This window comes from Polaribacter aquimarinus (genome assembly GCF_003129485.1).
GTDB classification, from domain to species: Bacteria; Bacteroidota; Bacteroidia; order Flavobacteriales; family Flavobacteriaceae; genus Polaribacter; species Polaribacter aquimarinus.
This window is the reverse complement of record NZ_QFFG01000004.1, coordinates 122,336-148,156: the sequence shown is the minus strand read 5'-3', so window position 1 is coordinate 148,156 and position 25,821 is coordinate 122,336. Positions and strand designations below refer to the sequence as shown.

Below are 25,821 nucleotides of genomic sequence, written 5' to 3'. Positions count from 1 at the left end.
CTAAAGCTCAATAATCTTATCATCTTCCTTTTTATGAAACACATAAGTGTAAAACCACATAATTGTAAATGTTGGGATAAAATCTGAAAACGGAATAATTTCTTCTATAAAACTGATAATACCTGCAATTTTACCTTCTTTTCCTTTATACATTTTGGTCATTAAATAACCAGAGGTTGGCGCCCAAAGCAAATCAAAAAAAGGAATAGGTATCATACCAATGGCATCAAAAGCAATACTTAACGCTAATTTTTTATAATTTTTACTCATAATTCTATTAAATCAAAATTCTTGCCAAATACTATTATATTTAAAAGTGAATTGATAAGTTTGTTAAAAGTAAATATTTCTCGTGAATTTTAACGATTTCAAAAATAAATTAGAAGAATTAAAAACTACTAAATTAGGAGGCTTAGATGCTCAGTTTAAATTAGCACCTAAATTACGTCTTAAATATGATAAAGATAAAATTATTGCAAATAATCCTAAAAAAGCTGCTGTTTTAGCTTTGTTTTACCCCAATAATGCAAATGAAACCTGTTTCTTATTAACAAAGAGAGCAAGTTACAAGGGTACACATTCTGCTCAAATAAGTTTTCCTGGTGGAAAAATTGAAAAAACAGATAAAAATTTAGAATCCACAGCTTTAAGAGAGGCAAATGAAGAAGTAGGAATTAAAGAGTCATCGATACATATTATAAGAGAATTAACTGATGTTTACATTCCGCCAAGTAATTTTTTAGCGACACCCTTTTTAGGTTTTGTAAATCATAAACCTAATTTTATTAAAAATCACGAAGTAAATAAAACTATAGAAGTTTTATTGAACGATTTGTTGGATGATATAAATTTAACATGGATAAATATGAATACCTCATATATGGATAATATAGATGTACCTTGCTTTAAATTAAATGATTACATCGTTTGGGGAGCTACAGCTATGATGCTTTCAGAAATTAAAGAACTCTTTAGATAGTTCTCTTTCTTAATTGTTTTTGTAGATTTGTAAAAACCAAGTAAAAACTAACTAGAATGCCTTTATTTAAAAGGAATCCATTTGGACATATTTTATTTCTAAAAAAGTGGATTATAAGAATTTTTGGGCTCGTTTCCCATGGACGATATCGTAAATTTAATAGTTTGCATATAGAAGGATCAGAAATTCTAAGAAATTTACCAGAATCTGGAGTCTTATTTATTTCAAATCACCAAACTTATTTTGCAGACGTTGCAGCAATGTTTCATGTGTTTAATGCGGCTTTAAGTGGTAGAGATGATTCTATAAAAAATGTAGGTTACATTTGGAATCCAAAATTGAATATTTATTTTGTAGCTGCTGGCGAAACAATGCGAGCAGGTTTGTTGCCAAAATTGTTTGCATATGCAGGCTCTGTTTCTATTGACAGAACATGGAGAAGCGCGGGGAAAAATGTAAATAGACAAGTAAAAAACTCTGACATATCTAATATCGGTAAAGCTATAAAGGATGGTTGGGTAATTACTTTTCCGCAAGGAACAACAACACCTTTTAAACCTATTAGAAGAGGTACAGCACATATTATTAAAACTTTTAAACCTGTAGTTGTACCTATAGTTATAGATGGTTTTAGACGTTCTTTTGATAAAAAAGGATTGAATATTAAAAAGCGCAACGTATTGCAATCTATGGTTATAAAAGAACCTTTAGAAATCGATTATGATAATGAAGAAATTGCCGATATTGTTACAAAAATAGAATATGCAATAGAACAACATCCATCTTTCTTAAAAGTGCTTTCTAAAAAAGATGCGGAAGAATATTTAAAAGAAGAAGAAGAATTAAATAAAAAACGAGAGTTTTGGAGTTCTTAAAATAAGATTACAAATATTTTAAATCAGATTCAGTTTTATTGAATCTGATTTTTTTTGATAACAAATCTGACTGATTTTTAGAAACTAAAAAACTATATTTGCAATCGCAAAATTTATACAAATGAAAGCCGGAATTGTAGGATTACCAAACGTAGGAAAATCAACTTTATTCAATTGTTTATCTAATGCAAAAGCGCAAAGTGCAAACTTTCCTTTTTGTACGATAGAACCTAACTTAGGGGTGGTAAACGTGCCAGATGCTCGTTTAGAGAAATTAGAAGAATTGGTGAATCCAGAAAAAGTAGTACCAGCAACCGTTGAGATTGTAGATATTGCAGGTTTGGTAAAAGGAGCTAGTAAAGGAGAAGGATTAGGGAATCAATTTTTAGCAAATATTCGTGAAACAGATGCTATTTTGCACGTTTTACGTTGTTTTGACAATGATAATATTATTCATGTAGACAATTCTATAGATCCTGTTAGAGACAAAGAAACGATTGATATAGAATTGCAGTTAAAAGATTTAGAAACCGTTCAAAAGCGATTAGAAAGAGTAAAAAGAACTGCAAAAACTGGAAACAAAGAAGCGCAAGCTGAGTTAGAAGTATTGTTAAAAGTAGAAAATACTTTATTAGAAGGGAAATCTGTACGTTCTTTAGAATTTTCTGAAAAAGAAGAGGTGTTTGTAAATCCTTTACAATTCATCACTTCCAAACCTGTTTTATATGTTTGTAATGTAGATGAAAATTCTGCAGTTTCTGGAAATGCTTATGTAGATAAAGTAAAAGAGGCTGTTGCTCATGAAAATGCAGAAGTAATTGTGTTGGCTGTAGGAACTGAAGCAGATATTACAGAATTGGAAGATTATGAAGAAAGGCAAATGTTTTTAGAAGACATTGGTTTAGAAGAAGCAGGTGTATCTCGTTTAATTCGTTCTGCATACAAATTATTAAACTTACAAACTTATTTTACAGCAGGTGTAAAAGAAGTAAGAGCATGGACCATTCTTATTGGTTCAACAGCACCTCAAGCAGCGGGTGTTATTCATACTGACTTCGAAAAAGGGTTTATTAGAGCAGAAACCATTTCTTATGAAGATTATGTAACTTATGGTAGTGAATCTAAAGTGAAAGAAGCTGGAAAAATGAGAGTAGAGGGTAAGGAATATATTGTTAAAGATGGTGATGTAATGCACTTTAGATTTAATGTGTAATTTTTACTTAAAAAAAAGTATAAAAAATCCCAATGAATTTTCATTGGGATTTTTATTTTTTAATAAGAATTAGTATTATATATTACTTACTACAATTACCATTTATAATATCTTCTAATGAAGGATTGTACCTATTATTCGTTATTGCTAAAGAAATTAAAGGATTATTTTTTAGTAATGATTGAATGCTACAAAAATTAATAAGTCCTTCATTGAGATGAATATTTATTCTTTGAACAGAAGAGGTAAGGTTCTCTAAACCTGATAAATTAGTTAAAGCATAACCGTTTTCTAAAATTACAACAAAAGAGGTTTTATTAAGATTTTTTAAAGCAGTAAGACTATTTAAACTATTATTTTTCTTAATAAAAAGATCATTTGATATAGAAGTTAAATTTTCTAAACCCGATAAATTAGTTAAATTTTCATTATGAGTTATTTTAAAGCTTTGTTTTATTGTAGTTAGACCTTCTAAACCTGATAAATCAGTCAAACTTTTATTTTGATATATATTAATATTTTTTTCTATAATAGTAACATTTTCTAAACCAGATAAGTTAACTAAATTTGCGTTTCTAGAAATTGACAAATGACCTTTGATTAAAGAAATTTTATCAAACTTTGGTAAGTTTGTTATTTTATTGTTATCCTCAAAGAATAAAGAACCACCAATTGAAATAATATTATTTAAACTAGATACATTTGTTAAATTTCTATTTAATGTGATTTTTAAATCATCCTCAATTGTGGTAAGGTTATTTAATCCAGATAAAGTTATTAGTTTAGGGTTACTTGTAATAGTTAAATGACCATTAATAGAAGTAATTTTTTTAAAAATAGGTAAGCTAGTTAATTTATAATTGTCAGAAACAATAAACCCACCTCCAATCGAACTAATATTATTTAAAGCAATTAATTCAGTAAGGTTTATGTTTTTGTAAATATTTATAGTACCTCCAATTGAATTTATATTATCCAATCCATATAAACCTTGTAGCCATTTGTTTTTGATTACATTTAAATTTCCTTGAATTAAAGTAACTTTTTCTAAACCTAAGAGGTTTGTAAGAATTTCGTTTCCTTCTATATTTAAAGAACCTTGAATTGTAGTAATATTATCTAAACCAGATAAGTTTACTAGATTAACATTATTTTTAATAATAAAATCACCTTCAATTATACTAAGATTACCTAGGCTTTTTAGATCTTTTATACCATATTCATGGTTAAGTTCACTGATGATTAAAGAGCCTAAAATTTCTGTATAATTTTTAGCTCCAAAATCATTAACTTCCTGTTGAGTGGATAAAATTACATCTCCAATATAGGGATTACTTTTAATGATTTCATCACTACTATTACAACTTGCAATTAATGTAAGAATGATTATTAATAAAAATTTTAAAATAATTTTCTTCATTTTAATAGTATAAATTTTCTGTGATTAAATATACAAAACACTTTATTAATCTAATAAATCTAAAATGCTTGTTTAGTTATATTTTAGTTAATTCCCTTTAATTCTTGTCCATAAATCTGATAACAATTTTTTAGCATCTTTTTTTTCTTTGGTAATTTCGGTAAAAAACGGAGTTCCATTTTCATCTACATCAATTTTGTATTGAAATACAAAGTTTTGTGCATTAGTTTGCAAGCTTAAGGTGCCAAAGCGTAAATCGTTAAAATAAAGTGTGTTTTCTTTTTTAGTAATGGTATACCATCCTTTAGAAATGGCAATCATACGTTTAATTTTTGGGTGATTTGCTAGATCACCTAACAAATGATGATTTTTAAGATATTTAGAAAACTGAATTGGGTTTGTATCAAAAAAAGAAGAATTTCCAATTAAAAAAGCATCTTTCGTTTCTACGTTGGCAGTCCATAAAATGGTATTTAACGGACTTGGTTTTGTCTCAATTTCTTTGTGATCAATGTTTTGTGCTGCTATTTCTTTGGTAAAGGTTTGAAAAGAAAAACCTTTTAAAATAAGTGTTAAGACTAAATATGAACTACTGATAATTAGCCCCATATTATTGTACAAACGTCTTTTTTTTGAGTTCCTTTTTTGAAACATTGTTAATATCAAAAAAGCTAAAAAAGGTAATGTATATAAAGGGTCTATTACAAATACATTTTTAAAGGTCAGTCGAATATCAAAAGGCCAAAACAATTGTGTTCCCCAAGTGGTTTGGGCATCTAAAATAGGATGTGTTACAAATGCCCAAAAGAAAAGCCAAGACCAGTCTTTTGCATTTTTGTAGGTTTCGTATTTGGTAACGATAAAGGCTAAAATAGGAGCGAAGAGTACAGAAAATAGAATAGAATGTGTAAAACCTCTGTGAATTTCTAAAGCGGTTACTGTATCTGTAAAATTAGAAGCTAATACATCTAAATCTGGAATTGTGCCTGCAATAGCACCATACAACATCGCTTTGTTGCCAATTTTTCTTCCTAAAACTGCTTCACCAACAGCAGCTCCTAAAACGATTTGTGTTAAAGAGTCCAATTAATAACTATTTCTAAATTGTTTTTCTACTGAAAAATTTATTAGATTCATAAAGTTTTGATGAACACCTAAAGAAATATCTAACTTTAATTCTTCTATGAATTCTACAATTAAATCTGGTTTAAATTGCAAATCAGGAATAGACACATACTTTTCAAAAAGACCACCTAAAGTTTTATAATACAATTGCTCAAATGCGTTGTGGTTATTAGGTTTCTCATCAACATATTCGTAAGTATTAATGTTAAACGCTTTTAAAACCTCACCTACATAGTCTTTGTGTAAAATTTGTTTTGGATTTACAATGTTTAATTCCTTAATCTGAGGATTTAAAAAAGCATATAAAATTGCCTTTGATACAAAATCTACAGGAACAATGTTTAATCCGCTTTTTTTATCAATCCAAATTCTAAAGTTTTCTATCGATTTGTTCGCATATTTGGCTAAAAACATTGGCCAAGAGTAAAATACATCATATTTTGGTGTTTCGTAAAAAGGTTTGTCAATTAAACGCCCACAAATAATACTTGGTCTTAAAATTTGAGAAGCGATACCTTTTTCTTTGCACGCTTCTTTTACAAAATGTTCGCTTTCGTATTTCGACTTTTCATACGGATTTCTAAAGTTGCTCACTTCATAATTTTCAATAGTATCGCAAACTTTTTCATCTTGAATTCCGAACGAATATGCAGTACTTATGTATAAAAAACGGGAAACCTTTTTGGGTAACTGCTCTAAAAGTTGTTTTGTGACTAAGTAATTTTGAAGATGAACTTTTGTTTTAGAATCGTTGGTTTGTAATAAACTTGTAGAACCTGCACAATGGATAACAGTATCAAAATTATACTTGTTTAATGTTTGTTTTGTTATGGTAGTTAAATCGTGAGAAATCACTGTAATTTTTTCTAAACAAGCATCTAAAGTAAAATTATTTAAAAAATCAGGGCAAGAAGGATGTTGTAAAATGTGATTTATGCGTTCTTGTGCCGACTTTTTATTGGCTCTTGTAATCACAAAAAGATGATTGACAGTTTTATCAACTATAGCTTTGTACAACCATTCAAACATAATATGGCTTCCAACAATTCCAGTTCCACCAGTTAATAAACAATTCATAGTTATAGTATTAGTCAATTTAAGTAAGCAAAATTACTTTTTTAAAGTAATAAAACCTCACAAACAGTGAGGTTTTATGTTAACTATAAATTGATATAGAATAACAACTTTATTGTGAAAAAATTATATAGCCTGTAAGCTTATGCCTGTTAATTCTGAAGTAGCTTTTAAATCTATAATTAATTTAAATTTTGTACTAGCAGAACCATTCCATAAAGCCATTTGATTATTGGGATAAGGTTTAGGTGAAGTTATACATTGAGCAGTAATATAAGCTTTACCTGAGGCCATTGTATAGTATAATTGATATTGACCAGACTGACAAGTAAGTTGTAGATAGCTAACTCCAGGATATGTACCGCCATTTTCTAGAATTGGGTAATTTGAGATTGGATTATTTAAGCTAGAGCAAATTGAACCCCATTCTATATTATTGCTATTATAAGCGTATAAGATAGGACTCCAATTGTTTCCTGTATTATCTGGATTGTTAAGGACAACTTCAGAAATTGAAAAAGATAAATTTGACATAATATAAATTGTTTGGTTATTAATGATCCAAAAATATCGTGTATTATGTCAAATTAAAAGCGAGAAAAACACCATTTTTAAAATAAGGTATTTTCTTTCAAGTATAAATACCTGATTAACTATTTTTATAAAAAGGTAATTTAACCACAGTTGCAGGAATTGCTTTTTTACGAACTTGAATGTGTATTTGTGTTCCAGATTTTGCAAATATTCTTGGTACGTAACCTAATCCAATTCCTTTGCTTAAACTAGGACTCATAGTACCAGAAGTTACATTTCCAATGATATTTCCATTTCCGTCTACAATATCATAACCTTGTCTTGGAACTCCTCTTTCATCCAATTCAAAAGCTACCAAGCGTCTTTCTGGTTTTTGTTCTTTTTCTTTGGCTAAAGCGTCTGCATTTACAAAATTTTTGGTAAATTTTGTGATCCAACTTAAACCAGCTTCGATTGGTGATGTTGTATCGTCAATATCATTTCCGTATAAACAATATCCCATTTCTAAACGCAGCGTATCTCTTGCTGCTAAACCAATAGGCTTTATACCAAAATCTGCTCCAGCTTCAAAAACTTTGTTCCAAATTTGTTCAACTTCAGAGTTTTTACAGTAGATTTCAAATCCGCCTGAACCAGTATAACCAGTTGCAGAAATAATTACGTGATCTATACCTGCAAAATCCCCCACTTTAAATTTATAAAAAGGAATGTCTGCTAAATCTAAAGAAGACAAAGATTGCATAGCTTTGACAGCTTTTGGTCCTTGTATTGCCAGAAGAGAATAATCTTCAGATAAATCTCTAAGTTCTGCTCCAAAATGAGCATTATATTTAGAAATCCAATTCCAGTCTTTTTCAATATTAGAGGCATTTACCACTAATAAATATTGATTTTCTTTAATTCTATAACAGATTAAATCATCTACAATTCCGTTGTCTTCATTTGGGAAACAACTGTATTGAGCATCACCAATTTCTAGTTTAGAAGCATCATTAGAAGTAACTTTCTGGATTAATGCCAATGCATTTTCTCCAGTTACTAAAAATTCTCCCATATGACTTACATCAAAAACCCCCACAGCTTTTCTTACAGTTTCATGTTCGATATTAACTCCTTCATAAGAAACAGGCATATTGTAACCTGCAAAAGGAACCATTTTTGCTCCTAAATCTTGATGTACTTTTGCTAATGCGATATCTTTCATATATAGATTTCTTAAATTTTAGGCTAAATTATTGAAAAAAAGGTAATTATCAATCAATAAAATTTTGTTAATATTTTCGTCTCAAAAAGAAATAATACTACTTTTGAGAAAACAACTTCAACACATTGTTTATGAAATTAATTAAGTTCCCTTTATTTTTATTATTACTTATTTCTGTTGTTGGATTTTCTCAGACGCCAACTGATTTTTTGACAAAAGAATTTCACAAAGAAAGACGTGATATTTTACGTTTAAAAATGCCCAAAAATACAGTGGCAGTTGTGTTTTCTAACTCATTAAAGAACAGAGCAAATGATGTTGATTATGTATTTCATCAAGATCCAAATTTTTATTATTTAACCGGTTATAGAGAGCCTAATGGGGTTTTGGTAATGTTTTCTGAAAATCAAGTTGATGCTAATGGAGATACTTATAATGAAATCTTGTATGTTCAGAAAAGAGATGCAAGAGCAGAACAATGGAACGGTAAAAGGTTAGGGGTAGAAGGTGCTAAGAGTAAATTAGGGTTTAAAATTACAATGAATTCAGACGAATTTGAAAAATCATCTATTGATTTTAAAAAGTTTAATAAAGTATTTATTGATGGAAAATTTAAAGATGATTATAGAAACTTAAGGGGTATAGATATTTTTGATTTGGTTGAAAGTTTTAAGCAAAAAACAAATTATAAACCAGACAATTATATATCACAAGTAAAGATGTATTTTTATAGTCAAATTAAAGATACTCCTTTAGAAAATAGGGCAAATGTTGTTGCTGTAATAAAACAATATCAAAATCAATATACAGAATTACAAAAAGATAAATTTATTCAAGGATATATTAAGGCTAAAGACGAAAACTTAGTCAAGGAAATGCGTCAAAAAATAACTCTAGCAATGAATCCTAAAACAATTGTAGATGTCGATTTTTTAGGAGCTACATTAGCCGACATGAGAGAGATTAAAACTCCAGCAGAGTTAAAACTGTTAACAAAAGCAATTCGTATTTCTGCAGTGGGTCAAATTGAGGTAATGAAAGCAATGAAACCTCATATGTCAGAAACAGAACTACAAGGTATTCATGAGTTTGTTTATAAAAAATATGGAGCAGAGTACGAAGGCTATCCGTCAATTGTTGGGGCAGGAAATAATGGATGTATTTTACATTATATTGAAAACAATAAAACTAAAGTGGGCAATGATTTGGTTTTAATGGATTTAGGAGCTGAGTACCGAGGTTATACTGCAGATGTAACCAGAACAATACCTGCAAATGGTAAGTTTACAAAAGAGCAAAAAGCGATTTATAATATTGTTTACAACGCTCAAGAAGCAGGAATTAAAGCAAGTGTTGTTGGCGCTTCTTTTGGAGCTCCGAATGCGGCTTGTAAACAAGAAATAAATAAAGGTTTGTTTGCACTTGGCATTATAAAATCTTTGGATGAAAAACATAACTATCTTCCTCATGGAGTTTCACATTATTTAGGGTTAGATGTGCATGATCCTGGAACTTATCGTGCATTTAGAGCAAACACTGTAATTACAGTAGAACCAGGGATTTATATTCCAGAAGGTAGCCCTTGTGATAAAAAATGGTGGGGAATTGCGGTAAGAATAGAAGATGATATTTTAATTACAGAAAATGGCCCTGTAAATCTTTCAGCAGAAGCACCAAGAAAATCAGATGAAATCGAAAAAATGATGGCAAAAAAATCTGTTTTGGATGAATTTGTTTTACCAAATCTAGATAAATAATGAGCAAAGAACAACCCAATAATCCATTGCATGGCATAAAATTAGCCACAATCTTAGAAGAACTGTATTTAGAATATGGTTGGGAAGAATTAGGATACTCTTTGAGTATCAATGCTTTTAAGAATAATCCAACGTATAAATCTTCATTAAAATTTTTAAGAACTACACCTTGGGCAAGAGAAAAAGTAGAAAAGTTTTATGTAAAAAATATGATTGATTAATTTTTTTTAAAGCTATTTCCAGCTTTCACTACTCGCTTTTTTCGTACCTCAAAAGAGCTCAAACAAGTTGTTCAATCTGGGCTAAACTTGTTTGCTAATCTATTTAAAAACTAGAAAGTTAATTGAGTTCTAAGTATAATTCAGAACGAAGAATGAGAAGCAATCTTATAGAATTTATAAATTAGTTGAGATTTCTCAATCGTTAAAAAGTTCATTTTGAAATGACAATCCTCTAAAAGTTAACTTCTAATAATCTCCAAAACCAGTTCTTTCGTTAAGGTTTTGCCATTGGCAATTTTTTTTATGTTTTCAAAAGTGAAAACAAAATCACAACCAGTTTTGTATTCAGAACAGCCATAAGCTAATTTTCCTTTTAAAATCGTTCCTTTTTTACATTCTGGACAAGTGATTTTCTCGGTATTGTCATTTCGATTTTGTGGAGACTTCTGGACTGTGCTTGAAGTAACTTTTAGTTTCGGCTCAAATTTCAACTCGAAATCATCATCAAAACGAACTAAACCTTGAGCGGATTTTCCATCAATTTTAAACCCTTTTAAATTGGTAGTACAGCCTTTGTCAATCAATCTAATAATTTGATTTTCTGAAATTTTCTTCTCTAAAAATTGAAAAGGTATTTTAAATTTACAATTGTTTTTATATTCAGAACAACCAAAGGCAGTGGAGCCTTTTAAGAGTTTTCCAGTTTTACATTTAGGGCAAGTTTTCCCTGCAACTGTTTTAGATTTTTTAGTTTTTTTTGTTTTCGATTTTGTTGAGTTCTCGACTGCACTCGAACTGACATCATTGTTAGAAGAGATTCTTTTTTTATTTTTATTTGAACGTACTTCATACACCAATTCATCCACCATTTTTTTCATATTGTTAATGAACGTTCCAGCATTGAATTCTCCGCGTTCAATTTCTTTCAAACGCTTTTCCCATCTACCTGTTAATTCGGCAGATTTTAATAATTCGTTATCAATAATGTTGATTAAATCAATTCCTGTTTGTGTAGGTAAAACGAGTTTCTTTTTACGCTCAATATATTTTCGTCTGAATAAAGTTTCAATAATACTTGCTCTAGTTGATGGTCTTCCAATTCCGTTTTCTTTCATCAACTCACGCATTTCATCATCATCTACTTGTTTTCCTGCAGTTTCCATAGCACGTAAAAGAGAAGCTTCTGTATAATTTCTTGGAGGTTTGGTTTCTTTTTCTAGAAATGATGGCTCGTGTTTTCCTTTTTCCCCTTTTGCAAAAGAAGGCAAAGTGGCTTGTGCATTTAATTCTTTTTTAACCTTGCTTTCTTCAGTTTCAAAAACAACTCTCCAGCCTTTATTGATAATCTCTTTTCCTGTTGTTTTAAAAGGAACTTCAGCAGCTTTCCCAATTACAGAAGTGTTAGATACATCAGAATCTGGATAAAAAACTGCTATAAAACGTTTGGTAATAATATCATAAACCTGTTGCTGATTGTACTGTAAGTTGCCTTGAATTCCTGTAGGAATTATTGCATGGTGATCCGTTACTTTTTTATCATCAAAAACACGTTTAGTTTTCTTTATTTTCTTACCTAAAAGTGGTTGAGTTAATTCTGAATAATTAGTTAGTTTAGATAAAATTCCGTGCACTTTAGGATACAAATCATTAGGTAAAAAAGTAGTATCTACTCTTGGATAGGTAACTACTTTCATTTCATATAATTTCTGAACCATTTTTAAGGTTTCATCCGCAGAAAAACCGAATTTATTGTTGCAATACACTTGTAATCCTGTTAAATCAAATAATTTAGGAGCGTATTCTTTTCCTTTCTTTTTGGTAACAGAAACAATTTCGAACTCTGATTGTGCAACTTTATCTGCTAAAATTTGACCATCTTCTTTTTTTAGAAAACGACCATCTTCATAATTAAAGAGTGTATTTCTATACGTGGTTTGCAATTCCCAATAAGGTTGTGGTTTAAAATTTTGGATTTCAAAATAACGATTTACCAACATTGCAAGCGTAGGAGTTTGTACTCTTCCAACAGACAGCACTTGTTTGTAACCACCAAATTTTACGGTATATAAACGAGTTGCGTTTAAACCTAATAACCAATCTCCAATGGCTCTTGAATAACCTGCATAATAGAGATTATCATATTTTTCTGATGATTTTAAATTATTAAATCCGTCTTTTATGGCTTCTTCTGTTAGCGATGAAATCCATAAACGCTGTACTTTACCTTTATAATTACATTGATTGATAACCCATCTTTGAATCAATTCTCCTTCTGTTCCAGCATCCCCACAATTGATAACAACATCTGCTTTTTCAAATAAACCTTTTACAATATTAAATTGTTTTTTGATACCAGAATCTCCTGTGACTTTTGTGTCAAAACGTTCTGGCAACATAGGCAAGTTGTTTAAATCCCAACTTTTCCAATGAGGTTTGTAATCTTTGGGTTCTAAAAGTGTGCACAAATGTCCAAAAGTATAAGTAACAGCATAGCCATTGCCTTCGTAGAAACCATCACGTTTTGTTTTGGCTCCTAGAATGTTAGCAATTTCTCTTGCTACACTTGGTTTTTCGGCTATACAGACTTTCAAGTTTTATAGAATTTAAGAATTGAAAAGTAGTAAAATTATAGGTAGTATGAAATAAAAAATGATTCCCATTTTTTTAGATTTTATGGCATCATTATATTTTTTCTCAAAACCATATTTTATAAATCGTTCTAGTTCTGAATCATTAAAATCTTTTACAGGAAATAAATTTGAACCAAATCCAAAAGGGAATAAAAAGAAAGGTATTTTAGCTTTAAAACTTAAAGGTTCAATTTTTCTTTTTCGTTTATTTTTTTCTTCTTGATTCATAAATTACTTAACCAAAGCCAATTGAATTCGTTTTCTAACCACATCAACTTCTAAAACTTTTGCAATGATTTGTTGCTGTAAAGACACAATGGTATTTACATCTTTCACAAAAGTATCAGATAAATTTGAAACGTGAATTAAACCACTTTCTTTAATCCCAACATCAACAAAACAACCAAAATTGGTGATGTTATTGACAATTCCTGGTAACAATTGTCCTATTCTTAAATCGCTAATGGTTTTAATATTCGCATCAAAAGCAAATGCTTTAGCCTTTGCTCTAGGATCAACTCCCGGTTTTTCTAATTCTTTAATAATATCTTTTAGCGTAGGTAAACCTATGTTTTCTGAAATATAGTTTTGAAGATTAATTTTTTGTAAGATGTCTTTATTGCCAATTAAATCATCAACTTTAATTTTTGAATCTTTTGCCATTTTATCAACAATAGCGTAGCTTTCAGGATGTACTCCAGAATCATCTAAAGGATTTTTAGCGTTTTTAATCCGTAAAAAACCAGCTGCTTGTTCATACGCTTTTCCACCTAATCTTGGTACTTTTTTAATTTCATTTCTTGAAGAGAAAGAACCATTTTCGTTTCTATATTGTACAATGTTTTCTGCCAATTTTGGTCCAATTCCAGAAACATAACTCAATAAAGATTCACTAGCTGTATTGATATTTACACCTACAGTATTCACACAACTTTCTACAGTAGTATCTAAAGATTTTTTTAGTTTGGTCTGATCTACATCGTGTTGATATTGACCAACTCCAATCGATTTTGCATCAATTTTCACCAATTCAGCTAAAGGATCTTGGAGTCGTCTACCAATAGAAACAGCACCACGAACTGTAACATCATAATTGGGAAATTCATCTCTAGCAATTTTGGAAGCAGAATAAATAGAAGCACCAGCTTCACTCACTACAAAAACATCAATAGAATTTTTAAAATGTACTTTTTTAATGAGTTGTTCAGTTTCTCTAGAAGCTGTTCCATTTCCAATAGCAATGGCTTCAATTTGATAAGCCTCAGTTAAAGAACTGATTTTTTTAATGGCATCAAAAGATTGATTTTGAGGAGCGTGAGGAAAAATAGTTTCATTGTGCAGTAAATCTCCTTGCTCATTCAAACAAACCACTTTACAACCTGATCTAAACCCAGGATCTATTGCCAATACTCTTTTTTCTCCTAAAGGAGCACCTAACAGTAACTGTTTTAGGTTTTTAGCAAAAACAGTAATGGCTGCATCATCTGCTTTTTCTTTGGCAATAGATAAAGCTTCATTAGATAAAGAAGGGAATAACAATCGTTTAAAAGCATCTTGAATAGCCAATTGTATTTGATGTACACATTCGTTATTAGAACGAATAATTCTGTCCTCCATTTTTTGAAGTGTTCTTTCTGTGTCAATTTCTAGTTTTACACGGATAAAACCTTCTTTTTCTGCTCTTAAAATAGCCAATAATCTGTGTGATGGAATTCTGTTTAAAGATTCACTCCAATCAAAATAATCTTTAAATTTTTGTGCTTTCTCATTATCTTTTTTTGCTTTTATTACTTTGGATGAAATTTGTGCAAATCTTTCTAATTGATAACGAATATTATTTCTGATATCAGTTCTTTCATTAATCCTTTCTGCAAGAATAAAACGTGCGCCTTCTAAGGTATCTTCAATAGAATCAACTTCTTTATTAGTATATTTTGAAGCTGTATATTCCAAATCATTTACGCGTTGACTCATTATCATTTTTGCCAAAGGTTCTAAACCTTGTAATCGTGCAGTTTCAGCTTTTGTTTTGCGTTTCTTTTTAAAAGGTAAATACAAGTCTTCTAAAGCAATTAAGTCTTTAGAATTATTTATTTTTTGAGTGAGTTCACTAGATAAAACATTTTGTTCCTCTAAAGCTTTTAGAATTGCTTTTTTACGTTTTTCTATTGCTTCAAAAGCTTCCTTAAACTTTACAATTTCTCCAATTTGTAACTCGTCTAAATTTCCAGTCATTTCCTTTCTATATCTACTTATAAAAGGAATTGTTGCATCTTCATTTAACAATAAAATTGTATTCTGAATCGCTTTTTCTGATAACTGTGTTTGTTGTTTTATATAGGAATGTAATTGCATTATTAGTATTTAAAACGGTCTAAAAAAGAAACCTCATAAAATTAAATTTATGAGGTTGCTAATATACTTGATTTTGTGTTTAATATTTATAATCGCTCTTCAATCCAAGTTTTAAAACTGTAGAAATTTTGTGGTGCAACTCCGTGACCAACTGGGTATTCGGAATAAGCGCATTTTAAGTTGAGTTTTTCTAAAAAAGGTTTTGAATTTCTTGCCCAATCTACTGGTAAAACTTGATCAACTGTTCCGTGTGAAGCATAATAATCTGTTGTAATTTCTTTGGAAATTTTTTCTGGTAATAATTCTTTGTTGATGTACCCGCTTAAAGCAATTACAAAATTTACTTTGTTTGGATAGAAAAAACTTAAAGAATAGCTTAAAATTGCTCCTTGACTAAAACCTAATAAAAATGTTTTATCAGGATTTGTTTTGTATTTGACTTTTATTTCATCAACAAAAAGAGCAATTTTATCTATGGATTCTTTGGCTTGTTTTAAGTCTGAAAATTTTCCATTTACATCATCAAAATTAATAGCATACCAAGCATAACTTCCGAATCCCATAGCGTGTGGTGCTTGAGCGCTTATAATAAGAAAATCATCTGGCAATTCATTAGCAAAAGAAAACAAATCTTGTTCGTTACTTCCGTAACCGTGTAATAAAATTAATAAAGGTGGATTTTCTATTTGTTTTTTAGGTTCTCTTACTAAATACTGTAAATCGCTCATAAAAATTAATAAGGAATAAATTAAATACCGTTAAACCAATTTTGAAATTGATCTCCTAATAATGGAATTTTTTTCTCTTGACCTTGAACAGCTCCAATAAACCCTATAAACCATAGAACAATAATTCCCAAAAAGACAATTCCACCAATTGTTTTGCCTAAAAAATCGAAGATTAAATATTTGTTTAACATTGATAAAAGAAAAATCCCCAACATTTGTCTGATATGAAAACTAGTAAAAGAATTTTTTTTACTATTATTCATTACAAAAGCGATAATTGTTCCAAAAATAGTAATATAACTAATAATTGCAGCGGTTTTACCTTCTTTAACTGTTTGATTTTCCATAATGTATTACTTTATAATTAGTTGATTATTTGCAAATATTCCGAATGCTTTACCTTTTAATTTTTTATTGATAAAAGCACTGTTTTTTGAGGTAGATAAAATGTCTTCTTTGGTAAAAGTATATTTAAAATCTGGGTTAAAAAAGGTGATTTCAGCTTTATTTCCTTCTTTTATTATATTGTTTTTTAAGCCAAAAATTGCTCTAGGTTTTGTAGTGATGTTTTCAATAAAATCTTCAAGATTTAAAACTGAGTTTATAGCTCCAAAAACACTTTCTAAACCAATAGTTCCACTTTTAGCTTCACTAAATTCTACTTTTTTATTTTCGATGTCTATTGGGTTATGGTCAGAGGTTATAATGTCAATTACGCCAGTTTTTATTCCTTTTTGTAAAGCTTTAATATCTGTTTTATTTCTTAATGGAGGATTGGTTTTAAAGTTGCTGTCAAAAGTTTCTAATTCATCATCAGAAAGTGTTATATGATGCGCAGAAACACTACAGGTTACTTGTAGCCCTTTTTTCTTAGCTTCTTTTATTAAATCTACAGATTTTGCGGAAGAAATTGTAGGAATATGAACTTTACCACCTGTGTATTCTAGTAAAAATAAGTCTCTAGCAATTTGTAAATGTTCGGCTAAATCAGGACTTCCTTTTAAACCTAATTTAGTACTATTTAAGCCTTCGTTGGCGATACCTTCTCCTGCGATTGAATTATTTTTTGGAAAACTCAATACTAGTCCATCAAAATTCTGAGTATATAAAAGAGCGATTTTCATCAAATTGTCGTTTGCAATTGGTTTTTTATAGTCTCCAAAAGCGATAGCCCCAGATTGTTGCATATCATATAATTCTGCCATTTCAACGCCTTTACTTTCTTGTGTCAATGCTGCAATAGGGTAGAGGTTAGTAGCAGATCCAGTGGCTTTATTTTTTAAAAACTCAACAGCAGATTTATTGTCAATAACAGGGTTTGTATTTGCGTTAACAGCTACCGCTGTAAAACCACTTTTAGCAGCTACCTGCAATCCTTTTTGTATGGTTTCTCGTTCTTCAAAACCTGGTTCTCCAAGAGAAACACTAGTATCAAACCAACCTAGAGAGATGTGAAGGTTTTCAAATTCAACAATTTGATAATCCTCCTTTTTAGGAATAGAATTTTCTATTTTTTGGATAATTCCATTGGTAATTAAAATGTCTTTTTGTTGATTATGATATGGGCTTGAAGAGTCTATAATCGTTGCCGATTTTATAAGCGTGGTCATAGTTTATAGAATTTTAAAATCAAAATTTCTAAAAGCAAAGATACAATTGCCAAAGCTAAAAACCACTTCCAAAGCCAATGAACTTCATTTTTATTGTTAATTTCGGTGAAAATATCTTTGATTGAAGAATATATACTAATGTTAGAGTTTGTTTTTTTAATTTCATTTAAATCTAAAAAACTCAATAAACTTTCTTCTTTAGGATAATTAAATGCGAGCTTTTGTATGGTATCTTTTTTTCGTAAAATGGAATAGAATCCTGCATTTGTAGGTTGTTCTTTTGTAGTTATAGTAACTTTATTTTGAAATATTTGTTGAATGGGAATAAAGGAAATTTCTGAATTTGAAATTGATAAAATTTCATCTTTGGTAAGGTTTTCTTCAATATCTATTCTGTTTTCTTTGTCAATTCTATAGAATAATTGAGTCTGCTTGTAGCTTAATTTTCCAAAATTGTAAAAAACGGGAACGATTAAAGGGGATTTAAGGAAGTTACTATTCTTTTTGTTGATTGGACTCGAAATGTAAAAAACGTTGTAATTATTATTGTTTATTTTGCTAATAAATGGAATTTTATTTTCAAATGAGACAATTTTACTACTCTTTTTAGAAGAAATAGGGTAGTAGTTTCGAATTGTTGGATATTGAAAATTAGTAACTTTTTTAGAAAAGACGTTTTTGAAAAATGGATGATTGTAATTAATATTAGTAATTTTTAAAGAGTCAGTAATTTTTGATGAGATTTTACCCGCATTTAATTTCTTTAATAAGGAATTATAGGAATTTAAGTTCAAATTCTCATTTGGAATAATAACCAAACTTCCTCCTTTAATAGAAAATTCGATAATACTTTTTGATAAAGTTTCAGGAATATATTCTAGCTCATTTAAAATGATTGTTTGTTGTTTTAAAATTGAATTATAATTTACATTTTGAGCAGAAGATTTTGTAAAATTAAATTCATTTTTGCTGTAAATTTTTGATAAGAAGTCAGCATCATTTCCAATAGATAAAACATTAATTTTTTTAGCGGTATTTAAACTAAAATGTAAAGTGTTGTCAAAACTAAAAGTGTCGCTAAAAGTTATAGTTAGTTTCCCAATAAAATTGGATTGATTTTGGATTGAGAATTGAATAATTTTATCAGCATCTTTTTTGATAGAGAAGGACTGTTTGCTGATGAGTTTTGAGTCATTAAAAATTGCTAAAGGGATATTGTTTTGAGGTTGACCTTGATTTTTTACAACCACATTAACAATAAAATTAGTTAAATTTTCATTTGTTATAAAAACACTATCAATAGAAATGTTGTTTTTTTGAGAATGTGTTAGTTTTATAGCAGAAAAAGCAGGTGTTACATTTGTAAACTTTGATTTGTAATTATATTGAAAATCAGATATTAGTATGTTTTTATTTAAAGTTTTTATTTTATTTTTGTTTTGACTCTCAATTCTAAAGAAAATACTATTAAAATTTAGTTTTTTTGATGATACTTTTAAATTTTGAAGCACTTTTTTTAATTCAATTTTAGATATATTGCTATAAAAATTGTCATTAGTTTGTAAAGAATAAATATCTTTTTCTGAAGCATAATCTATAATTTCTTGAGTAGCATTATGCAATAAATTTCCCTTTTCACCTTCAGAATTTGTACTTAAAGAATTATCTAAATAGATAAAAGTATGTTGCTTTTTTGTTTCTTTTTTTTTGCTAAAATATGGTTGTGAAAATGCAAAAAATATCGCTGAAAATAATAACATTCTATTTGCTAAAATAATCCATTTTTTTATGCGAGAACTTTTTCTAGTTTGTTGTTCTATTTTTTGTAAAAAAGCAACATTTGTAAATGGTACTTTTACAAATTTTTGCAATTGAAAAAGGTGCACTAGAAGGGGGATAATCAGTAGTGCAAAAGAGTATAGAATTTCAGGATTTTTAAATTGCATTTAAGGTTTTGTGTCAATTTTTAAGAAATCTAATTTATTACAAAAAAAAGGATTAATAAAGTGTTGTTCATTTCTAATTAAAACTTTTCAAAAACACCTAATCCAAATAGTGCAAAATCGTATTTTACAGGGTCTATTAGGTCTAATTTTCTAAGATTAATATCCAATTCACTTAAAGCTTTCCAATCGTTTTGTTTTCTTTGTAAGAGTTTTAATTTCCTGGCTACATTGCCTGAATGCACATCTAAAGGACAAGATAAATGTGCTGGATTATGGTTTTTCCAAATTCCAAAATCTACTCCAGCTTTGTCACTTCTAACCATCCATCTTAAAAACATGTTAATTCTTTTAGCTGCAGAGTTTTTTATAGGGTCAGAAATATGTTTTTGTGTTCTTTGTTGATGAGGAACTTCAAAGAATACTTGTTTTAAATGATGAATTGCATTTTTATAATTTTCTTCATTGTTTTTAATTTTTAAAACATTTTCTAAACCTTGATGTTTTTTATAAATATGTTGTAGAGAAGTAATAAATTGTTGTAAATCAATCGTGTTAAAGGTTCTGTGTACAAAATTTTCAAACATTTTTAAATCACTTTTTTGATGATTGATAACAAAATCATAAGGCGAAAACTCTAATAAATCCATCATTTTAGAGGCATTTTTGATAATCATTTTTCGTTTTCCCCAAGAAATAGTAGCTGTTAAGAATCCAGCAATTTCTATGTCTTCTTTTTTAGAAAATAAATGTGGAATTTGAATAGGGTCAGACTCAATAAATTTAGGATTATTGTATAAAACCACTTTTTCGTCTAAAAATGCTTTGAGTTCTTTTTTTGTCATAATTTATATAGAATTACCAGCTGCAAAAGTAAATAGCATTAATATCGCATTATAACAAGCATGTAAAACCATGCTCCAACCTAAACTGAAACGAACTCGAATGAAACCAAATATACCGCCTAATAAAGTCTGGGGTAATACTAAAATAGGCGTTAAAAGCAACACATTAGTTGTAATTTTAAAATTAGATAAATGTATGAGTCCAAAAATAATAGCAAATAAGTAAAAAGAAATTTTAAAGCTATTGGTACTTTTAAAAAGTGTTAAAGGACCTCGAAAAATAAGTTCTTCAAATAATGGAGCAAGAATTACAGCAATAAAAAATACAATGGGTTTAGAATACGTTTTCATTAGATCTTCCATAGCGTGTTCTTCCATATTAATCCATCCTAATTCTTCGATTAAAACAAAGACAGGAGATATTAGTAAACCAGTAATTACACAAATTAAAAGTAAGTGGCTGAATTTTTGAAAACGATAGCTAAACGATAGGTTTTCGTCTTTTGTTAAAACAGGATTTTGTAAATAACGTACCAATTCAGCAAAGGTTTCCTTCATAATTCTCGATTTATTGATTCGTAGTTGTTTTGAGAAATTAGTAACTAGAAACTACAAAATTTTACCATCTTTCATAATTAGTTTTCTGTCAGACATATCAGCTAATTCTTGATTGTGAGTTACTAAAACAAATGTTTGGTCGAATTCATCACGAAGTTTAAAAAATAAATCATGTAAATTTTTTGCAGATTCACTGTCTAGGTTTCCACTAGGTTCATCGGCTAGAATAACAGAGGGTTTGTTGATTAAAGCTCTAGCTACCGCAACTCGTTGTTGTTCTCCACCAGAAAGTTCGTTGGGTTTGTGATTTATCCTGTTCGATAATCCTAAAAAACTAAGTAGTTCCTTTGCTCTGGTTTCGGTTTCTTTTTTTGATTTTTTTCCTATAAGAGCAGGAATGCAAACATTTTCTAGTGCTGTAAATTCGGGTAATAATTGATGAAATTGAAAAATAAAACCAATATGGTTGTTTCTAAAGTTAGATAATTCTTTATCGGATAGATTTTTAAGAGAAATATCATTGATTGATAACTCAAAATTTTGATCCTTTAAGGGTTTGTCTAAAGTGCCTAAAATTTGAAGAAGTGTTGTTTTTCCTGCTCCAGAAGGTCCAACTATAGCTACAATTTCACCTTTTTTTATATGTAAGTCCACACCTTTTAAAACTTCTACATCTCCATAATATTTATGGATGTTTTTAGTAACAATCATAAGTAAATTATATTGCCACTAAAATATAAAAAAACAGATACACTTTAAGGGCATATCTGTTTTTCTTCTAGAATTGGGGAGATAATATTTAAAAAATATTTTTAAGTTTATTATAATCTATAAAATACACAAATCTTACCGAGAAAGTATGTCTTTGAGATTGATCGAACAGATTCTCTAAGTTTTCACTAAAACTTAAATTAGAGTTTGTATCAGAATTAAAAATTGAATTTCTGTAAAATGCAATTAATTGACTACCTGGAGCAAATTGCCAAATGTAATTTAAATCTAAATTCCAACTGTTAAAGTTTACATTATCACCAGTATACGTGTTATTTGGATCTAAACCTCCTTCTGTATTTAAGTTGTTAAAACTATTATAGTTTACTGCTTCCCAATAATGTCTAAAACTTAATGATAATGAGGAGTTTGTACTAAAACTATAGCTACCAGAAATGGTATTTGTATAATTTTTACGATCTCTAAAACCAAAAATGATATCATTGCCGACTTCATCTACATAACCTTGATCGTCATTTGTTTTATTAAAATTTAGTCTGTAACGTAATGAAAACTGATTGTTAAATCTTTGGCGAAGTCCTAAACCAAATCCATAACCTTCTTTTGGGTTTTTAGAATAACCAGTGTAATAAGCATTTCCGCTTAGTTCAAACTTTTTTTGCGAGTTCGTTTCAAACCAACCGTTTATATTCTTTCGTTCTGGTTGTATAAAAAAGATTCCACTTGTCGTTCCTTGTCTAGGTTCAAAGAAATCTTTATTTTCTGTTCCATAGTTTACAAATGCACCAAAGGAAAGACGTTTTCTAGTCTGTGCGCTACCACCAAAACCAGTTTGATAACCAGTGTAAACTCCAGAAAAATGTTGAAAATTTGCATTATGATAAGAGTTTACCCAAATTCTATTAAAGTTTTTTGTGGGCTGTAGTGTTCTCCATCCAATATTTCCATAAATGGTTTGTTCGTTGTTTCCGAAAAGAATTCCCAAATCATTTGGGTTAAAATCTTTGTTTTCAAAATTATAACCTAATTCCCAAAACCAATTTCCCGAATTGTAACCAAAACTATTGTCAAAAGTCCAACCTGTATTCGGATTGTTTATATCGTCAGAAATATTGCTCATTCTTACAGATCCATCTGCATTATATTTGCTGTCTTTGGTTTCTATGTGCCAATCTAAAGCAGTTACATTTGCATCTCTAAATCGTCCATCTCTTGTAACATTGGTATTGATTAATGACAATGTTGAATTTTGATTAAATTGTTGATCTAAAACTAGAATATTGAAGTTGGTAAATGGACTAGTAACTTCTGTTCTTGTTTCGCCTGTTTTATTATTTTTTATAGTAGCTTCTGTTTTTTCTGTTATAGCATTAAAAAAACCAATTCCTAGTCCTTTTTTTGTTCTACCCGAAACCTTAATCGCATTTAACATGGTAACTTTACTGGGTGAATTAATAATTTCTTCATCAGCAGTAAGATTTCCTTCAACATTAAATTGATCAATCGGAGCAGCACCAATTCTTCTTGAGTAAAATAGTCTTGCAATATTAAAAAGCTCTGTTCCTTCAGTAAAAAATTGTCTTTGTTCTCTAAATTGCTGTTCAAAAGGACCTAAATTTAAGACAACATCATCAAAACCTACCTGACTAAAATCTGGAATTAAAGTTGCATCAAGTGTGAAATTTTCTGTTAAACCATATTTAATATCCATTCCTACACTCCAATCAAATTGCGTATTTCCTTCAAAAGTATTAGTAGTTGCTGATGCATAAGGGTATAGGTTTAATCTAGTAGGAGGTTTAATATCTCTAAAATCGGTAATTAAACCGTCGTATTGTGTCCATCTTCCCACAGTATTGTCTATATGAGTCCAAGTGTGTTGTTGATTTAATTTTTCAAGTCTTCTATGAAAATTAAAACCCCAAGATTGTACAGGTTCATTTGCAAAACGCAATGCACGGTATGGAATTTCCATTTCTACATTCCAACCTTGTTCATCTGTAGAGACAGCACTATCCCAAACTGCACTCCAATCAAAATCCTCTCGTCCATTAGAAACTTTTGAGTCCGCTTGATTCCCTGTAGATTGAACTACAAATTCGAATGGATTTTGACCATCATCATTTGGGTTTATGGTGACTAAAAAGAAATCAGCAATACTAAAATTATCTCTTACCGCAAACTCTTTTGGAATTCCATCAGGATCAGGATCTTTCATTTGAGCAGCAATATAAATGGCATTGTCATCATAAATTACTTTAACAACAGTTTGATATTCATCTTTTACAAGTTCGCCATTTTCAGGTCTTAAAATAACAAAGTTGGTACATATTTCAGCATTTTTCCAAGCATCATCATTTAGAATACCATCAATTTTAGGTGCTTTTGTTACTCTTGATGTTTTAATCGTTTTCCGATTTTTTTTGTTCTGTGCAGACAACTGGTGCAAGCAAAACAATGCTACCAGTAGTAAAGAGATTTTTTTAAACATGTATTTTTTGGTTGATTATGTGTAAACACAATGCTAATGTATTTATCTTGAATAGTGATAAATCATAAAATCGTGTTAATTATAAGAAAGACATCATAAAATTTAGACTGTTACATTATTGGGGTGTTAAATATTTCTTAAAGAATGTTTAAAACTATTTTTCTTATTTTTTTAATCGAAACCATGCAAATTTTTATTTCTGAATTTGTACTTTTGTCAACGTTTTTTAAAAGATATATACATGAACTTACACGAATATCAAGGAAAAGAAATTTTAAGCAGTTTTGGTGTTAGAATTCAACGCGGAATTGTTGCAAGCAACCACAAAGAAGCTGTAGATGCAGCTAAACAATTAACTGCAGAAACAGGTACAGGTTGGCACGTTATTAAAGCGCAAGTTCATGCAGGTGGACGTGGAAAAGGAGGAGGAGTTAAGTTAGCTAAAAACTTACAAGAGGTAGAAAGCATTGCTAATGATATTATTGGAATGATGCTAATTACACCGCAAACTTCTGCTGAAGGAAAAAAAGTGCATCAAGTTTTAGTGGCAGAAGATGTATATTATCCTGGAGACTCTGAACCAGAAGAATATTATATGTCGGTTTTATTAAACAGAGCAACAGGTAAAAATATGATTATGTACTCTACAGAAGGTGGAATGGATATCGAAACTGTGGCAGAAGAAACTCCGCATTTAATATTTACTGAAGAAATAGACCCTTTATTAGGTATTATGCCTTTCCAAGCACGTAAAATTGCGTTTAATTTAGGTTTATCTGGAGTTGCTTTCAAAGAAATGACAAAATTTGTAACAGCTTTATATACAGCTTATATTAAATCTGATTCTTCTATGTTTGAGATTAATCCTGTTTTAAAAACTTCTGATGATAAAATTATGGCAGTAGATGCTAAAGTTTCGCTAGATGAAAATGCATTATACAGACACAGAGATTATGCAGCTATGCGTGATTTAAGAGAAGAAAACCCCATTGAAGTTGAAGCGAAAGCTGCAGGGTTAAACTATGTAGATTTAGATGGTAACGTTGGTTGTATGGTAAATGGAGCAGGTTTAGCAATGGGAACTATGGATTTAATTAAAGAATCTGGAGGTGAGCCTGCAAACTTTTTAGATGTTGGTGGTACTGCTGATGCACAAAGAGTAGAAACTGCTTTTGGTATCATTTTAAAAGATCCTAATGTAAAAGCAATTTTAGTGAACATTTTTGGAGGTATTGTTCGTTGTGATAGAGTTGCACAAGGTGTTGTAGATGCTTATAAAAATATGGGTGATAAAATTACAGTACCTATTATTTGTCGTTTGCAAGGAACAAATGCTGTGGAAGCAAAAGAATTAATTGACAACTCTGGAATGGAAATTATTTCTGCTACTGAATTTCAAGAAGCTGCTGATAAAGTAAGTGAAGTTTTAGGATAAAACCTAAATAATAATTTAAATAAAGTCTTATTTCTATAAAGAAGTAAGGCTTTTTTATTTTCTAAAATTTTAAATTTAAGACTAGTGATAAA

The 25,821-nt window shown here is 29.5% G+C and carries 23 protein-coding genes; 6 read left to right on the top strand and 17 right to left on the bottom strand.

The window, feature by feature from the left end; translation table 11 throughout:
* Entirely contained in the window at positions 1–270 is a 270-nt protein-coding gene (locus tag DIS07_RS10505) for a hypothetical protein (RefSeq protein ID WP_109405209.1), read from the bottom strand.
* A gap of 82 nt (positions 271–352) precedes the next feature.
* On the opposite strand from DIS07_RS10505, the gene DIS07_RS10500 reads away from it, so the two are divergent.
* From DIS07_RS10500 to ychF, 3 genes are all read left to right on the top strand, one after another.
* Positions 353–979, top strand: coding sequence for an NUDIX hydrolase (locus DIS07_RS10500; protein WP_109405208.1), 627 nt, complete (start codon positions 353–355; stop codon positions 977–979).
* Between the two features lie 56 nt (positions 980–1,035).
* The gene (locus tag DIS07_RS10495; RefSeq protein ID WP_109405207.1) at positions 1,036–1,854 is read left to right on the top strand and encodes a lysophospholipid acyltransferase family protein; all 819 of its coding nucleotides are present in this window, start codon (positions 1,036–1,038) and stop codon (positions 1,852–1,854) included.
* 121 nt (positions 1,855–1,975) lie between these two features.
* Entirely contained in the window at positions 1,976–3,067 is a 1,092-nt protein-coding gene (gene ychF / locus DIS07_RS10490) for a redox-regulated ATPase YchF (RefSeq protein WP_109405206.1), read from the top strand.
* Between the two features lie 82 nt (positions 3,068–3,149).
* Here the strand turns inward: ychF and DIS07_RS10485 are convergent, their stop codons facing one another.
* The 5 genes from DIS07_RS10485 to gcvT form a co-directional block, all read right to left on the bottom strand.
* The gene (locus DIS07_RS10485; protein WP_109405205.1) at positions 3,150–4,487 is read right to left on the bottom strand and encodes a hypothetical protein; all 1,338 of its coding nucleotides are present in this window, start codon (positions 4,485–4,487) and stop codon (positions 3,150–3,152) included.
* An 87-nt stretch (positions 4,488–4,574) separates the two neighbouring features.
* A complete protein-coding gene (locus DIS07_RS10480) occupies positions 4,575–5,573 on the bottom strand; it encodes a metal-dependent hydrolase (protein ID WP_109405204.1) in 999 nt (332 codons plus the stop codon).
* Positions 5,574–6,689, bottom strand: coding sequence for an SDR family oxidoreductase (locus DIS07_RS10475; RefSeq protein ID WP_109405203.1), 1,116 nt, complete (start codon positions 6,687–6,689; stop codon positions 5,574–5,576).
* 123 nt (positions 6,690–6,812) lie between these two features.
* Entirely contained in the window at positions 6,813–7,220 is a 408-nt protein-coding gene (locus DIS07_RS10470; protein WP_109405202.1) for a hypothetical protein, read from the bottom strand.
* Between the two features lie 115 nt (positions 7,221–7,335).
* Complete coding sequence (gene gcvT, locus DIS07_RS10465; RefSeq protein WP_109405201.1) at positions 7,336–8,424, bottom strand: glycine cleavage system aminomethyltransferase GcvT; 1,089 nt, start codon at positions 8,422–8,424, stop codon at positions 7,336–7,338.
* Between the two features lie 131 nt (positions 8,425–8,555).
* Here gcvT and DIS07_RS10460 point away from each other — a divergent pair, with 131 nt between their 5' ends.
* Both DIS07_RS10460 and DIS07_RS10455 read left to right on the top strand, forming a co-directional pair.
* Complete coding sequence (locus DIS07_RS10460; RefSeq protein ID WP_109405200.1) at positions 8,556–10,181, top strand: aminopeptidase P N-terminal domain-containing protein; 1,626 nt, start codon at positions 8,556–8,558, stop codon at positions 10,179–10,181.
* Positions 10,181–10,402 (top strand): VF530 family protein, encoded by a 222-nt coding sequence (locus DIS07_RS10455; RefSeq protein ID WP_109405199.1) that lies wholly within the window; start codon positions 10,181–10,183, stop codon positions 10,400–10,402. Before DIS07_RS10460 ends, DIS07_RS10455 begins: the two co-directional genes overlap by 1 nt.
* A 239-nt stretch (positions 10,403–10,641) precedes the next feature.
* Here DIS07_RS10455 and DIS07_RS10450 read toward each other — a convergent pair whose 3' ends face one another.
* The 11 genes from DIS07_RS10450 to DIS07_RS10400 all read right to left on the bottom strand — a co-directional run bounded on the left by DIS07_RS10450 (position 10,642) and on the right by DIS07_RS10400 (position 24,294).
* Positions 10,642–12,993, bottom strand: coding sequence for a type IA DNA topoisomerase (locus tag DIS07_RS10450; protein ID WP_109405198.1), 2,352 nt, complete (start codon positions 12,991–12,993; stop codon positions 10,642–10,644).
* Between the two features lie 12 nt (positions 12,994–13,005).
* The gene (locus DIS07_RS10445) at positions 13,006–13,260 is read right to left on the bottom strand and encodes a hypothetical protein (RefSeq protein ID WP_109405197.1); all 255 of its coding nucleotides are present in this window, start codon (positions 13,258–13,260) and stop codon (positions 13,006–13,008) included.
* A gap of 3 nt (positions 13,261–13,263) precedes the next feature.
* Complete coding sequence (locus DIS07_RS10440) at positions 13,264–15,387, bottom strand: Tex family protein (RefSeq protein ID WP_109405196.1); 2,124 nt, start codon at positions 15,385–15,387, stop codon at positions 13,264–13,266.
* Positions 15,388–15,473: 86 nt separating this feature from the next.
* Positions 15,474–16,115 (bottom strand): alpha/beta hydrolase, encoded by a 642-nt coding sequence (locus DIS07_RS10435; protein ID WP_109405195.1) that lies wholly within the window; start codon positions 16,113–16,115, stop codon positions 15,474–15,476.
* 20 nt (positions 16,116–16,135) lie between these two features.
* Positions 16,136–16,462: a DUF4870 domain-containing protein gene (locus tag DIS07_RS10430; protein ID WP_109405194.1), complete on the bottom strand. Its 327-nt coding sequence runs from the start codon at positions 16,460–16,462 to the stop codon at positions 16,136–16,138.
* A 6-nt stretch (positions 16,463–16,468) separates the two neighbouring features.
* The gene (locus DIS07_RS10425; protein ID WP_109405193.1) at positions 16,469–17,725 is read right to left on the bottom strand and encodes a dihydroorotase; all 1,257 of its coding nucleotides are present in this window, start codon (positions 17,723–17,725) and stop codon (positions 16,469–16,471) included.
* Positions 17,722–19,671, bottom strand: coding sequence for a BatA domain-containing protein (locus DIS07_RS10420; RefSeq protein WP_109405192.1), 1,950 nt, complete (start codon positions 19,669–19,671; stop codon positions 17,722–17,724). Before DIS07_RS10420 ends, DIS07_RS10425 begins: the two co-directional genes overlap by 4 nt.
* A gap of 77 nt (positions 19,672–19,748) precedes the next feature.
* Positions 19,749–20,513, bottom strand: coding sequence for a TIGR02757 family protein (locus tag DIS07_RS10415; protein ID WP_109405191.1), 765 nt, complete (start codon positions 20,511–20,513; stop codon positions 19,749–19,751).
* Positions 20,514–20,516: 3 nt separating this feature from the next.
* Positions 20,517–21,071, bottom strand: coding sequence for a CPBP family intramembrane glutamic endopeptidase (locus DIS07_RS10410; protein ID WP_109405190.1), 555 nt, complete (start codon positions 21,069–21,071; stop codon positions 20,517–20,519).
* A 51-nt stretch (positions 21,072–21,122) separates the two neighbouring features.
* Complete coding sequence (locus tag DIS07_RS10405; RefSeq protein ID WP_109405189.1) at positions 21,123–21,782, bottom strand: ABC transporter ATP-binding protein; 660 nt, start codon at positions 21,780–21,782, stop codon at positions 21,123–21,125.
* A gap of 88 nt (positions 21,783–21,870) precedes the next feature.
* Positions 21,871–24,294 carry a DUF5916 domain-containing protein gene (locus tag DIS07_RS10400; protein ID WP_109405188.1) on the bottom strand — a complete coding sequence of 808 codons (2,424 nt, stop codon included), beginning with the start codon at positions 24,292–24,294 and terminating at the stop codon, positions 21,871–21,873.
* Positions 24,295–24,535: 241 nt separating this feature from the next.
* Here DIS07_RS10400 and sucC point away from each other — a divergent pair, with 241 nt between their 5' ends.
* A complete protein-coding gene (gene sucC, locus DIS07_RS10395; protein WP_109405187.1) occupies positions 24,536–25,729 on the top strand; it encodes an ADP-forming succinate--CoA ligase subunit beta in 1,194 nt (397 codons plus the stop codon).
* Positions 25,730–25,821 lie beyond the last annotated feature (92 nt).

Coding starts and splice junctions, on each gene's coding strand:
- DIS07_RS10505 (WP_109405209.1), bottom strand. CDS start 270: ATGAGTAAAAATTATAAAAAATTAGCGTTAAGTATTGCTTTTGATGCC.
- DIS07_RS10495 (WP_109405207.1), top strand. CDS start 1,036: ATGCCTTTATTTAAAAGGAATCCATTTGGACATATTTTATTTCTAAAA.
- ychF (WP_109405206.1), top strand. CDS start 1,976: ATGAAAGCCGGAATTGTAGGATTACCAAACGTAGGAAAATCAACTTTA.
- DIS07_RS10485 (WP_109405205.1), bottom strand. CDS start 4,487: ATGAAGAAAATTATTTTAAAATTTTTATTAATAATCATTCTTACATTA.
- DIS07_RS10475 (WP_109405203.1), bottom strand. CDS start 6,689: ATGAATTGTTTATTAACTGGTGGAACTGGAATTGTTGGAAGCCATATT.
- DIS07_RS10470 (WP_109405202.1), bottom strand. CDS start 7,220: ATGTCAAATTTATCTTTTTCAATTTCTGAAGTTGTCCTTAACAATCCA.
- gcvT (WP_109405201.1), bottom strand. CDS start 8,424: ATGAAAGATATCGCATTAGCAAAAGTACATCAAGATTTAGGAGCAAAA.
- DIS07_RS10460 (WP_109405200.1), top strand. CDS start 8,556: ATGAAATTAATTAAGTTCCCTTTATTTTTATTATTACTTATTTCTGTT.
- DIS07_RS10455 (WP_109405199.1), top strand. CDS start 10,181: ATGAGCAAAGAACAACCCAATAATCCATTGCATGGCATAAAATTAGCC.
- DIS07_RS10445 (WP_109405197.1), bottom strand. CDS start 13,260: ATGAATCAAGAAGAAAAAAATAAACGAAAAAGAAAAATTGAACCTTTA.
- DIS07_RS10440 (WP_109405196.1), bottom strand. CDS start 15,387: ATGCAATTACATTCCTATATAAAACAACAAACACAGTTATCAGAAAAA.
- DIS07_RS10435 (WP_109405195.1), bottom strand. CDS start 16,115: ATGAGCGATTTACAGTATTTAGTAAGAGAACCTAAAAAACAAATAGAA.
- DIS07_RS10430 (WP_109405194.1), bottom strand. CDS start 16,462: ATGGAAAATCAAACAGTTAAAGAAGGTAAAACCGCTGCAATTATTAGT.
- DIS07_RS10425 (WP_109405193.1), bottom strand. CDS start 17,725: ATGACCACGCTTATAAAATCGGCAACGATTATAGACTCTTCAAGCCCA.
- DIS07_RS10420 (WP_109405192.1), bottom strand. CDS start 19,671: ATGCAATTTAAAAATCCTGAAATTCTATACTCTTTTGCACTACTGATT.
- DIS07_RS10415 (WP_109405191.1), bottom strand. CDS start 20,513: ATGACAAAAAAAGAACTCAAAGCATTTTTAGACGAAAAAGTGGTTTTA.
- DIS07_RS10410 (WP_109405190.1), bottom strand. CDS start 21,071: ATGAAGGAAACCTTTGCTGAATTGGTACGTTATTTACAAAATCCTGTT.
- DIS07_RS10405 (WP_109405189.1), bottom strand. CDS start 21,782: ATGATTGTTACTAAAAACATCCATAAATATTATGGAGATGTAGAAGTT.
- DIS07_RS10400 (WP_109405188.1), bottom strand. CDS start 24,294: ATGTTTAAAAAAATCTCTTTACTACTGGTAGCATTGTTTTGCTTGCAC.
- sucC (WP_109405187.1), top strand. CDS start 24,536: ATGAACTTACACGAATATCAAGGAAAAGAAATTTTAAGCAGTTTTGGT.